This window comes from Nitratireductor aquibiodomus NL21 = JCM 21793 (assembly GCF_000615975.1).
Lineage (GTDB): Bacteria > Pseudomonadota > Alphaproteobacteria > Rhizobiales > Rhizobiaceae > Nitratireductor > Nitratireductor aquibiodomus.
Genome location: NZ_BAMP01000008.1, coordinates 1 through 11,259, shown reverse-complemented (window position 1 = coordinate 11,259; position 11,259 = coordinate 1). Strand labels below are relative to the sequence as shown.

The 11,259-nt window shown below is 62.4% G+C and carries 10 protein-coding genes, 2 pseudogenes and 1 riboswitch; of the genes and pseudogenes, 8 read left to right on the top strand and 4 right to left on the bottom strand.

The window, feature by feature from the left end:
• Positions 1-9 precede the first annotated feature (9 nt).
• The 4 genes and pseudogenes from JCM21793_RS03875 to JCM21793_RS24010 all read left to right on the top strand — a co-directional run bounded on the left by JCM21793_RS03875 (position 10) and on the right by JCM21793_RS24010 (position 3,132).
• Complete coding sequence (locus tag JCM21793_RS03875; protein WP_007007555.1) at positions 10-399, top strand: RNA-binding S4 domain-containing protein; 390 nt, start codon at positions 10-12, stop codon at positions 397-399.
• 138 nt (positions 400-537) lie between these two features.
• Positions 538-876 carry a ferredoxin FdxA gene (fdxA, locus tag JCM21793_RS03870; RefSeq protein WP_007007554.1) on the top strand — a complete coding sequence of 113 codons (339 nt, stop codon included), beginning with the start codon at positions 538-540 and terminating at the stop codon, positions 874-876.
• Between the two features lie 380 nt (positions 877-1,256).
• Positions 1,257-1,829 (top strand): CarD family transcriptional regulator, encoded by a 573-nt coding sequence (locus JCM21793_RS03865; protein ID WP_007007553.1) that lies wholly within the window; start codon positions 1,257-1,259, stop codon positions 1,827-1,829.
• A 446-nt stretch (positions 1,830-2,275) separates the two neighbouring features.
• Positions 2,276-3,132: pseudogene (locus JCM21793_RS24010) on the top strand (RNA polymerase factor sigma-32).
• 91 nt (positions 3,133-3,223) lie between these two features.
• Here JCM21793_RS24010 and JCM21793_RS24005 read toward each other — a convergent pair.
• The 4 genes and pseudogenes from JCM21793_RS24005 to thiB all read right to left on the bottom strand — a co-directional run bounded on the left by JCM21793_RS24005 (position 3,224) and on the right by thiB (position 8,246).
• Positions 3,224-4,710, bottom strand: a pseudogene (locus JCM21793_RS24005) (M48 family metalloprotease).
• A gap of 107 nt (positions 4,711-4,817) precedes the next feature.
• Positions 4,818-5,549, bottom strand: a complete 732-nt coding sequence (thiQ, locus tag JCM21793_RS03850; protein WP_244439652.1) for a thiamine ABC transporter ATP-binding protein — start codon at positions 5,547-5,549, stop codon at positions 4,818-4,820.
• The gene (gene thiP / locus JCM21793_RS03845) at positions 5,449-7,221 is read right to left on the bottom strand and encodes a thiamine/thiamine pyrophosphate ABC transporter permease (RefSeq protein WP_244439654.1); all 1,773 of its coding nucleotides are present in this window, start codon (positions 7,219-7,221) and stop codon (positions 5,449-5,451) included. The genes thiQ and thiP overlap by 101 nt, the downstream gene beginning before the upstream one ends.
• Positions 7,222-7,241: 20 nt before the next feature.
• Complete coding sequence (gene thiB / locus JCM21793_RS03840) at positions 7,242-8,246, bottom strand: thiamine ABC transporter substrate binding subunit (protein ID WP_007007549.1); 1,005 nt, start codon at positions 8,244-8,246, stop codon at positions 7,242-7,244.
• 37 nt (positions 8,247-8,283) lie between these two features.
• Positions 8,284-8,397: riboswitch (TPP riboswitch) on the bottom strand.
• On the opposite strand from thiB, the gene JCM21793_RS24000 reads away from it, so the two are divergent.
• The 4 genes from JCM21793_RS24000 to JCM21793_RS23995 form a co-directional block, all read left to right on the top strand.
• Positions 8,372-9,043, top strand: a complete 672-nt coding sequence (locus JCM21793_RS24000; protein ID WP_502685572.1) for a thiamine diphosphokinase — start codon at positions 8,372-8,374, stop codon at positions 9,041-9,043. Its footprint overlaps the riboswitch before it by 26 nt.
• The gene (locus JCM21793_RS31685) at positions 9,022-9,138 is read left to right on the top strand and encodes a hypothetical protein (RefSeq protein WP_502685571.1); all 117 of its coding nucleotides are present in this window, start codon (positions 9,022-9,024) and stop codon (positions 9,136-9,138) included. Before JCM21793_RS24000 ends, JCM21793_RS31685 begins: the two co-directional genes overlap by 22 nt.
• Before the next feature lie 80 nt (positions 9,139-9,218).
• The gene (locus JCM21793_RS03830; protein WP_025029508.1) at positions 9,219-10,952 is read left to right on the top strand and encodes an ABC-F family ATP-binding cassette domain-containing protein; all 1,734 of its coding nucleotides are present in this window, start codon (positions 9,219-9,221) and stop codon (positions 10,950-10,952) included.
• Between the two features lie 64 nt (positions 10,953-11,016).
• The coding region (locus JCM21793_RS23995; protein ID WP_162175210.1) for a site-specific integrase at positions 11,017-11,259 on the top strand (243 nt) is incomplete at its 3' end.

The window sequence follows — 11,259 nt, the reverse complement described above, 5'->3', positions numbered from 1 at the left end:
CGCCATGCAATGAGCGGAACGGCTTTAGAACGGCAGCGCATCGACAAGTGGCTGTTCTTCGCGCGGGTGGTAAAATCACGCTCGCTCGCCGCCAGGCTCGCCCAGGCCGGGCGGGTTCGCGTCAACCGCAACAAGATCGAGCAGGCCGCCTACCAGATCAAGGTGGGCGACGTGCTCACCATTTCCCTCGACCGGCGGATACTCGTCTACCGTGTCCTCGCGCCGGGCGCGCGGCGAGGTCCTGCAGAAGAAGCGCGAACGCTTTACGAGGACATGACCCCGCCAGCTCCGCCGAAGGAGGCCGTGACCGCGGCGGTGCCGCCAAAGCGCGATATGGGGGCCGGGCGCCCGACCAAGAAGGAACGTCGTGCCCTCGACCGATGGCGCGACGATGGGTGATGCTGAATTGCGGTCTGTGAAGGCTGGAATGGGATTCCGCCTGCGACGATTGCGGCGCAACAACGGGCCTTGCAACGGCTCTTCAAAGGGGATACCTCACCTCTCGACATTCGAAGAAGCTGTCAGCCGAGAGCACCAATGACCTATATCGTCACCGACAACTGCATCAAGTGCAAGTACATGGACTGTATAGAAGTCTGTCCGGTAGACTGTTTCTATGAAGGTGAGAACATGCTCGTCATCCATCCGGATGAGTGCATTGACTGCGGTGTCTGTGAGCCGGAATGCCCGGCAGAGGCGATCAAGCCCGACACGGAGCCGGGGCTGGACAGCTGGCTTCAGCTCAACTCCGAATATGCCGAAAAATGGCCCAACATCACCGCTAAGAAAGAGCCTCCGGCCGACGCCAAGGAATTCGATGGCGTCGAAAACAAGCTGGAACAGTATTTTTCGCCGGAGCCCGGCGAAGGAGACTGAACCCACTTTTTGACCGTGGGGCATAACGCTAAAAGACGGGGCGATCGCGCAGGATTCTGCCGCGACATCTTCGCACATGCGTCAAATTCTTGATTCTTTCGGCTTTTTGTGGTAGCTTCACAAAATCATGCCGGTGACAACACGTCTTTTGATGGCGCACACAGACTAATCACTGAAAGGTGGGGCTCAAAATCCGGACCGGGGCTATCTGGGTCAGGGTGTATTGGTTTGCGTGGCGGGCCTTAGGTGCAGGCGCTGTCACCATCTTCCAGAGCTTTCAATCTTCTATGCGTCCGAGAAGCCGGCAGGCGTATGGGCACGGGGTATCGTCGAGGCGAGACGAAACCTGCATGTCCCACTAGAACAGGAGTGTTAGGCGGATGACCACCCAGCAGAAGAAATCGGCGCAGCGCCAGGGATTCAAGACTGGCGAATATATTGTGTATCCGGCGCATGGCGTCGGGCAGATCGTTACGATCGAAGAGCAGGAAGTCGCCGGTCACAAGCTGGAATTGTTCGTCATCGATTTCCAGAAGGACAAGATGCGCCTCAAGGTGCCGGTCGCCAAGGCGACGTCTATCGGCATGCGCAAGCTTTCCGAAACCGACTATGTTGATCGCGCGCTCAAGGTTGTGCAGGGCCGCGCCCGCGTGAAGCGCACCATGTGGTCGCGCCGCGCCCAGGAATATGATGCAAAAATCAATTCGGGTGACCTGATCTCGATTTCGGAAGTCGTGCGCGATCTCTACCGCGCCGACAACCAGCCGGAGCAGTCCTACTCGGAGCGTCAGCTTTATGAAGCCGCGCTCGATCGCATGGCGCGCGAGATCGCGGCCGTTAACCGCATGTCGGAGACGGAGGCCGTGCGCCTGATTGAGACCAACCTCAACAAGGGCCCGCGTCGCGGTGCGAAGGCCGACAATGAGGAAGGCGAGAAGGAAGAGGCGGCATAAGCTTCCCCTTCAACTGGTTTCAGGGCATCGAACCGAAAGGTGAAATCCGGTTTTCGGATTGTTTCGATGCTCCATCAATCGTTTAGATCGTCCTTTGTGCGTCCGGATGGACGCATGGTGAACTAGAAAACCCGGCTGGCTTCAGCCGGGTTTTTTGTTGCCGGCTTCAATTTTGCCGCGGCTGGAACTTTTCCTGTTTCCGACTCGTTACTTTAGGTGATGTCTCGTTGCTTCGGTCGAGATCACCGCAGTTTGCGAAGCCTTGTGACGGCTCTTGTCGGGGTTTGCGGGATATCCGCCATTGGCGTGGGCCGCGCGTGTTCGGACGGTGCGTCAACGACGCTCTGACAGAACGAACCGCGCATTGGCCAGAGCCGGTGCGTTTGGGCTTGGAGGTCCGCGAAGCCTTTGTTTAAGGGGGGCGGGCCGTAACGCGGGAGTGCATCATGCAAGACCGGGCGGAACGCAAACTGATTGAAAGTGCCATGAAGGCGCCGTATCTGGCGCTGGAAGAAGAACAGGATCTGGCGAAGCGCTGGTACAGGAAGCACGATCAGCAGGCGCTTCACCAGTTAACCGTGGCCCATATGCGGCTGGTTATTGCCATGGCCGCCCGCTTCCGGAACTTCGGACTGCCGGTGGGTGATCTCATTCAGGAAGGCCATATCGGCCTTCTGGAAGCCGCCGCGCGCTTTGACCCGGAGCGGGGCGTGCGCTTCTCGACATACGCAACCTGGTGGATACGCGCTTCGATGCAGGACTATGTTCTGCGCAACTGGTCCATCGTGCGCGGCGGAACGAGTTCTGCGCAGAAGGCGCTGTTCTTCAAGTTTCGCCGGCTGCGGGCGAAGCTGCAGAAGAGCATGGGAACCTCCAGCGAGATCCACGAGGAAGCGGCCAGGCTTCTCGGTGTGTCGCCGGCAGACGTGGCCATGATGGATGCAAGACTTTCCGGTCCCGATCTTTCCCTCAATGCCCCGATGCGCGATGAAGGGAGGCGTCCGCAGAGCGGATGGATTTTATTCCTTCCGATGACGATCCAATCGACGAAACGGTTGAGCAGATGATCGATGGCGAACGCCGGGCGCTCTGGCTTACCGATGCGCTCGATGTTCTCGACAAACGCGAACTGAAGATCATCCGCGAGCGTCGCCTGTCGGATGAGGGGGCCACGCTGGAGGCGCTTGGCACGGCGCTCGGAATATCGAAGGAACGCGTCCGCCAGATCGAGAGCAGGGCGATCGAGAAGCTGCGCAGCGTGCTTTCGCGCGAACATCCCGCGCTTGCAGGTGGCGCAGTCTGAGAGACTGTTCGGTAGTGCTGCTGCGTGGCCCGCTTCGGCGTTTCACGCAGTTCCGGACAAACAACCGGTTTCAGCTTTCCCTGGAATTGCCCTACTGGTCGGTGACGATCTTCACCCTGGTCCCCGCTGACGGCGTGCGCCCGGGCTGAGCGCATTCAGGAGGCGGAACAGTTCGACTTTCCGATCGACGCCGCGCATTTGTGCGGCCAGCGAACCCAGTGTTTCGCCGGGCTGAACCGTAACCACGCGAATGCGCAGGGGCTTGAGGGCCGCACGCTCGGTCTGGTCAAGAACACGGAAGCTCTGGCTGACCGAATCGGCGACCCTCTCAAGATCACCGCTCGTCGCCGGCGCGGCTGTCAGCAGACGATAAACCTGCCCGCCGGAGCGGATCACCGTCACGTCGAACTGCCAGCCGTCGGCACTGGCGCGGCCTTTTGCAGCCGGGTAGCCATTGATGGTGAGCGTGCGGATGGTCTCAGGTTCCAGTCCGGCCACCCAGCCGCTGGTCAGATAGTCGGACAGGGACGTGCCCTGGGGCACCGTTGCGCCATCGAAACGGACCGCGATGTCGTCGGGCCCGACGGCGGTGACCGCCTTTGCTGAATTGTCGATGACGAACCTCTGGGGGACGCGGAACGCGACGCCGAGGCCCGGGTGCAGAAAATCGCGCCCGCGCACAAAGCCTTCTTCCGGCGAATCGCCGTAGATCATCCCGTCAATGCCGGCGAGGAAAGATTCGCGGTCACGCTTGCCTGCCGCGTCCGGCTGTTGCAGTTCGCGGGCATGGCGCTGTGCGAGTTCGATACGGCGCGGCGCATTGGGGTGGCTGGCCAGAAAGTCGAGGCTGGCGTCAGTCGCGCCGCTGACGCTGCGAAAGCCCTGATAGGCGTCCATCGCCTGAAGGAAACGTGCCGCCGCGAAAGCGTCATACCCCGCATGGGAGGTGGTGCGGATGCCGATACGGTCGGCTTCAAGCTCCTGATTGCGGGAGAACTGCGCAAGCCGGAGCTTGCCGCGCACCAGAGCGGCCTGGGCCGCCTGATCGCGCCCGCCGACCACTTCATTGACCACTTTCGACGCGAATTTTTCTTCCGCTTCGAGCTTCTGCCGCTCGATGCCGTGATTGGCGGTCACATGCGCCATCTCATGCGCGAGCACGGCAGCAAGTTCCGCCGAATCGTTGGCGAGCGCGAGAAGGCCGCGTGTGACGTAGAGGTAGCCACCGGGCAGGGCGAACGCATTGACGTTCGGCGAGTTGAGGATGGTGATCCTGTAGGCGGCGCCGGTGTTCTGTTCGTCGAGCGTGAGCGAGCCGACGACCTTGGCCACCATGCGCTCGAGCTTCGGATCGGAGTATTCGCCGCCGTAAGTCTGCAGGATGCGCGGGTGCTGCTGGCGGGCAAGGCGCGCCAGGCGGTTGCCGCGTGTTACCGTGTCCACCGTGACCGGGTTGGACGAAGGCATGAAGCTGCCTGTGTCGGTCGGAATCATCTGGCAGCCGGACAGGAGCGCGGTGAGCGTCAGGGCCAGGACAGTTTTGCGCGGCAAGGAACGCGCTGACGGCAGGAAGTTCATGGTAGCGGGCGCTCGATTGGACAGGTGAATGTCCTTCCGGTTGATCTTGTCCAAAGCATGACCGGCATTAATGTGCGAGTCACGCGTTTGGTTCCCTCAGCATTTCGTCATGTCCCATCCGGGGCACGGTCTAGCGTATAAGCTGCAAAAGGGGAATCCATTTCTTGGAGCTTAATTGATTTCCCGGCGTGCGCTATATAGCGGTTGAAGGCTTCCGACGCTGTGCCTGAAACAAACGCCCCGGTTGTACCCGTCGCCGAGATTATTCCATCTTCCACGAAGATCATGGTTTTGCAGAGCCGCTCCGCATCGAGCGGATCGTGCGTGGCCATAAGGACCGTCATTTTCTGTTCTGCGTGCAGCGCGGCTATGAGCGCGAGCATTTCGTCGCGCAGCGCCGGTCCAAGCGAGGCGAAGGGTTCATCCATCAGGAGAACCGGACGTTTGCGAATCAGAACGCGGGCAAGTGCCACGCGCTGGCGCTCGCCGCCCGAAAGCGCCTGCGGCAGCCGGTCTTCCTTGCCGGCGAGGCCGGTTCTCGCAAGAGCGTCCGAGACGGCCGCGCGGTCTTCTTCCGTCAGTTTCAGAGAGGGTGAGCGGCCAAGCCCTACATTCTGGGCGACGGTGAGATGCGCGAAGAGATTGTTTTCCTGAAACACCATGGAGACCGGCCGGCGGTGGGGAGTAAGCGCAGAGACATCCTGGCCATCGATGAGGATGCGGCCCGATGCGGGTCGCTCAAAGCCTGCAATCAGGCTGAGCAGGGTCGACTTGCCCGAGCCGCTCGGGCCCATGACGGCGACGATGTCTGACGCAGCGATGGTCGCGTCGAACGCCATCGGACTCCCGCCCGGGTAAGCGAACTGCAACGCCTCCAGAGCGATTCGGGCGCCATGTCCAGCGGCGGTCTTGATCATGTCTTCTCCCTGCCGAGCGATCGGCGATAAACATCAATCCCAGACACAGCAGCCCGAGGAAAAGGGCAATGCCGGCGGCATCCGCCGTGCGATAGCTGCCCATGCGCTGCAGCAGGAGATATGGCAGGGTCTGCACCTGATCGGAGCCGAACAGGGCAATGACGCCAAGATCGCCCAGCGAAAGGGCCGCGGCAAAGGCGAGTGCGGTGGCGGCGGGGCGTTTGAGCGCCGGCCAGTCGACAAGGCGCAGCCGGGTCCAGCCGGTGATGCCGAGCGACAGACACAGCCTTTCATGACGGGCGCTCGCGGCATCATAAGCCGGACGGATGGCGCGTATGGCGAAGGGCATGGCCATCACTGCATTGACCGTAACGACCATGGCCGGTGCGAAAGCGAAGACATTGCCCACATGACGCAGGAGAATAAACCAGCCCGCGCCGATGACCAGCGGCGGCACGATCAACACCATGGCGGCGCCGCTGTCCGTTGCGCGCTCCAGCAGGGTTGCGGGCAGGGCGCCGCGCTTCATTTCCAGTGCGCGCCGGGCGGCGACCAGCGCCAGAGAAAGGATGAGGCAGAGAAGCGACGAAAGGCCCGCGAAGACAAGGCTGGTCGTCGTGGCGGAGAAGACCGCGCTTTCGGTCGCAAGGCGCCCGAGATCGGCCCTGAGGCCGGCAATCACGGTCGCGCCCATCGGACCGGCGACGAAGAACAGGCCGATGAGAATGAGGGTCGCGTTGAGACCGGTTTCGGCGGGTGTGTGCCAGACGATCCGGCGGGGCGCGACAGGCAGGTTCGCGTCGCCGCTGAAGGAAGCGCCGAGACGGCTCATCGCCAGAACGATGCTGCCCGCGAGCGCCACCTGAATGAGGGTGAGCACCAGTGCGCGCGCGGGGTCGAAGTCGAAGCGCAAGGCCTGATAGATTGCCACTTCCAGCGTGGTGGCGCGCGGCCCGCCGCCAAGCAGCAAGACGATGGTGAAGGATGTGACGCATAGCATGAAGACGAGCCCGGCGATGCCGGGCAGGGCAGCGCGCATGGCCGGCCATTCGAGAAACCGGAACGAGGCGCGCGCGCCCATGCCAAGCTGGGCCGAAAGACGCCACTGGTCTGCCGGCACGCTTTCAAGCGCGTTCAGGAAGAGCCGCGTTGCGAGCGGCAGGTTGAAGAAGACATGGGCGACCAGAATGCCCGAAAGGCCATAGATGCCGGGCCAGTGCTCGTTGAAGGCGACCGACAGGAACGGTGCAAAGAAGCCCGCGCGGCCATAGAGCGCGAGCACGCCAAGGGCTGCCACGATGGCCGGTAGCGCAAGCGGCACGGCGAACAGGCGCAGGATGAAGGCACGGCCTGGAAAGGCAGGGTGCCGTGCCAGCGCCCGCGCCAGAAGGATCGCTGGTAAAACAGAAAGCAGTGTTGACAGCAGCGCCTGCCAGAGCGTGAAGCGCGCAATGCGCAACAGCCAGGCATCGAACGCCTCCAGCGCGCCGGCACCCTGGCCTGCTGCCTCCACGGCGAGACCGATGAAGGCCCCGCCGATCAGCAGGCCGATGGCGGTAAGCGCGAAGCGCCCCGCTGTTATGCGTCTGTCCATGGCGGGCGCGTGCGGGATGGTCAGCGGCTCATCACCGAAAGCCACTCATCCACCCAGGCCCTGCGGTTCTTTGCAACCTCCTCAGGTGAAAATTCGAGCGTCTTTTCCGGTTTCACAAGGTCATCGAAGACCGGGTTCAGCGGGCCGGAGATTTCTCCGGCCGGGAACATCCAGTTGGTTTCGGGAATGGCGTCCTGAAAGCCGGGACCGGTCATGAAGGCGAGGAACTTCTGCGCCAGCGGGTTCTTCGCTCCCGCAATCGTCTGTGCGGCCACTTCCACCTGCAGGTAATGGCCTTCCGCGAAGCTGGCTGCCTTGTAGCGCTCTGTATCCTCGGCGATGCGGTGATAGGCGGGCGAGGTGGTGTAGGAGAGCACCATGGGAACCTCACCGCTGGTGAACAGCCCATAGGCCTCGCTCCAGCCGGGTGTCACCGTCAGCACCTTGTCCTGCAACCGGCTCCAGGCGGTGGCCGCCTCGTCGCCATAGACGGCCTTGACCCAGAGCAGAAGACCAAGCCCCGGTGTGGAGGTGCGCGGGTCCTGAATGGCGATCTTCAGATCACCCTCGCTCTCCACCAGATCCTTCAGACTTTCCGGCGGCGTCTCGATGGCTTCGGTGTCGTAGACGAAAGCGAAATAGCCATAGTCGAAGGGCACGAAAACGTCGTTCTCAAAGCCACCCGGCACGCTCACTTTCGCCATGTCGATGCCATGGGGCGCGAAGAGGCCGGTCTCCTGCGCCTCATGGATCAGGTTGTTGTCGAGGCCGAGAACGATGTCGGCCCTGGTGGATGCACCCTCAAGCCGGACACGGTTGAGCAGTGCCACGCCATCGGCGACCGAAACGAATTCCACGTCGCAGGCGCATCCCGCCTCAAACGCCTTTTCCACCTGTGGGCCTGGGCCCCAGTCGGACGTGAAGCTCTCATAGGTGTAGACGGTGAGCTTTTCCTGGGCGAATGCCTGGCCGGAAAGAACCAGCGCGCCGAGCGCCAGAGTGGAAAGCAGGGTGGTGGTGCGCATTTGCGCCTCCTCTTTTCTGGTCTGGGAATGAGGCGCTGTCCGAAAAGCGTCTAATCCCTCCGCCGGTATCAACCGGATCAGGTTCCGCGGGTTGGTTGGGTTCTTCCCAAGCCTCTCAGCCGACAATGCGTCGGCACCCCGTTAGAGCGACCGGGAAAATAGGGCGCGGTGCGCAGCTCCGCAAGGGGGGTGAATGGCGCAAACGCCGTTGGCGCTGGCCCGCCGGCATGATATGGGCCTCGCCCATGAGCCGATTTACCCTTCTCCTTGGCGGAGACCTCACCCGGACACCGGCCCTCGATGCCGAAATCGCCGACAGCCGCATCATCGCAGCGGATTCGGGCATGCGCCATGCTGCGCTTCTGGATGTGAAGCCCGAGCTCTGGGTGGGGGATTTCGATTCCGTGCCCGACGGGTTTGAGGATGCCTATGCCGACGTGGCGCGCCGCACCTTCCCCTCCGAGAAGGACAAGACCGACGGCGAGATCGCGATTGCGGCAGCTCTGGAGGCAGGGGCGACAAGCCTTCTGCTGGCCGGCGCCTTCGGAGGCGAACGGGCCGACCACATGTTCCTGCATTTCGCTCAGGCATTGCAGCTCTCCGAGCGCGGCATTGCCGCGAAGCTGACGAGCGGGCATCAGGAAGGCGTGCCGCTCGTCTCCGGGCAGCGCCACAGCTTCGCCTATGCTGATGGCACACTGTTTTCGATCCTCGCTTTTCGGAGCTTTCCGGCCTCACGGTCGAAGGCGCGAAATGGCCGCTCGATGCCGTTGAGGTGCCCTTCGGATCGTCTCTGACGCTTTCCAATGTCGTGAAGGGCGACCTCTCGATCACCTTGAAAAAGGGCCGAGCGCTGTTCATGGCGCATCTACTGCATGACGGAGAACGCTGAACCATGCGCCGCCCCTTTTAAAGCTGGATGATATTCGTCTCACGTTCGGTGGCACGCCGCTGCTCGCCGGTGCCTCGCTGATGGTCGGCCCCGGCGAGCGGCTTGCGCTGGTGGGGCGCAATGGCTCCGGCAAATCGACACTGTTGAAAATTGCCGCCGGGATCGTGGAGTCGCAGGACGGCGAGATTTTTCGCCAGCCGACGGCAACCATACGTTATTTGCCGCAGACACTCGACTGGCAGGGCTTTGCGACCGTGCGCGCTTATGTGGAAGCGGGGCTCGGCCCTGCCGACGACATCAACCGGGTGGCGCTGGTCATCGACCGGCTGGGGCTCACGGGCGATGAAGACCCGGCGACACTGTCGGGCGGTGAGGCGCGGCGGGCGGCACTTGCGCGCGTGCTTGCGCCGGAGCCGGATCTGCTATTGCTCGATGAGCCGACCAACCATCTCGATCTCGCCACCATCGAGTGGCTTGAGGAAGAGTTGCAGCGGACCTCTTCCGCTTTGGTCACCATCTCGCATGACCGCCGATTTCTGGAAAAGGTAAGCCGCGCAACCGTGTGGCTCGACCGGGGTGTGACGCGGCGGCTCGACAAGGGGTTCGCTCACTTCGAGGACTGGCGCGATCAGGTGCTCGAAGAGGAAGAGCGCGAGCAGCACAAGCTCGCCCGCAAGATCGAGCGTGAAGAGCACTGGCTGCGCTATGGCGTGACCGCGCGCCGCAAGCGCAATGTGCGCCGCCTTGGTGAGTTGCAGGCGCTGCGCGAGAAACACCGCAGCCACCGCGGCGCGGAAGGCGTGGCGACCATGGCGGCCAGTGATGCTGCCGAATCCGGCAAGCTCGTCATCGAAGCGAAAGGGCTCGCAAAATCCTATGACGGGTTGCAGGTGGTCAAGGACTTCTCCACGCGCATTCTGCGCGGCGACCGGGTTGGTCTTGTCGGGCCCAATGGCGCCGGCAAAACGACGCTTATCAACCTTTTGACAGGTAAGCTTGAGCCCGATGAGGGATCGCTGCGGCTCGGTGCCAATCTGGAAATCGCCATTCTGGACCAGAAGCGTGCTCTCGATCCGCTGGAGACGCTCTCTCACTTCCTGACCGACGGGCGCGGCGACAGCGTCGTCGTCAACGGGCAGGAGCGGCATGTCGTTTCCTACATGAAGGACTTTTTGTTCAAACCCGAGCAGGCGCGTACGCCGATCCGCGAGCTTTCGGGCGGTGAACGCGCGCGGCTGGTTCTGGCCCGACTTCTCTCGCGTCCGGCCAACCTGCTCGTGCTCGATGAGCCGACAAACGATCTCGATATGGAGACGCTCGATCTTCTGCAGGAGCTTGTTGAGGGTTTTCCGGGCACGGTGCTGCTGGTCAGCCATGACCGCGATTTCCTCGACCGTACGGTGACGAGCACCATTGCGCCTGCTGGCGATGGCCGCTGGGTCGAGTATGCGGGCGGCTATTCCGACATGATAGCGCAGCGCAAGGGCGAGGAGCTGGAGCGGCGCAAGACCCGTAGTGCCGAGCAGCAGAAGGCGAAGCCAGCCGGCAATGCGGGCACGCCCAAGCCGGCATCGAAGAAGCTCTCCTACAAGCAGAAGTTCGCGCTGGAGACGCTGCCGCAGAAGATCGACGAGCTGGCGGATGAGATCGCGGCATTGGAAGAGAAACTTGCCGATCCGAACCTCTACACGCGGGATGCAGCCGCTTTTCAGCGCTATTCCAAAGAGCTCGATGAAAAGCGCGCGAGCCGCGAGACGATGGAAGAGGAATGGCTGGAGCTGGAGATGCTGCGCGAGGAGGTTGAGGGCGCATAGCACCTCTTGCAGGAGGGCTCTGACCTTCACCGCTCGCTAACCAGACTGGTTCAGAATGCCGCGTATGGACCAGGATTTCCTCATTTCCGCAAAGCCCGATCTCCAGAAGGCCCGTGTCAGGTGGCTTGCCTCGCTGGCCGATGAGCGGCGTCTTTCGGCGCTGACCGTCGATGCCTATGAGCGCGACACGCGGCAGTTTCTGCAGTTTCTCACAGGGCATTGCGGCGAGGCACCGGGTCTCTCCGACATTGCCGAGTTGCGCCCGGCGGACCTGCGCGCCTTTCTGGCCTTTCGGCGGGGCAAGGGG

Coding starts and splice junctions, on each gene's coding strand:
- JCM21793_RS03875 (WP_007007555.1), top strand. CDS start 10: ATGAGCGGAACGGCTTTAGAACGGCAGCGCATCGACAAGTGGCTGTTC.
- fdxA (WP_007007554.1), top strand. CDS start 538: ATGACCTATATCGTCACCGACAACTGCATCAAGTGCAAGTACATGGAC.
- JCM21793_RS03865 (WP_007007553.1), top strand. CDS start 1,257: ATGACCACCCAGCAGAAGAAATCGGCGCAGCGCCAGGGATTCAAGACT.
- thiQ (WP_244439652.1), bottom strand. CDS start 5,549: ATGGCGTTCGACGCGACCATCGCTGCGTCAGACATCGTCGCCGTCATG.
- thiP (WP_244439654.1), bottom strand. CDS start 7,221: ATGGACAGACGCATAACAGCGGGGCGCTTCGCGCTTACCGCCATCGGC.
- thiB (WP_007007549.1), bottom strand. CDS start 8,246: ATGCGCACCACCACCCTGCTTTCCACTCTGGCGCTCGGCGCGCTGGTT.
- JCM21793_RS24000 (WP_502685572.1), top strand. CDS start 8,372: ATGCGTCGGCACCCCGTTAGAGCGACCGGGAAAATAGGGCGCGGTGCG.
- JCM21793_RS03830 (WP_025029508.1), top strand. CDS start 9,219: ATGGTCGGCCCCGGCGAGCGGCTTGCGCTGGTGGGGCGCAATGGCTCC.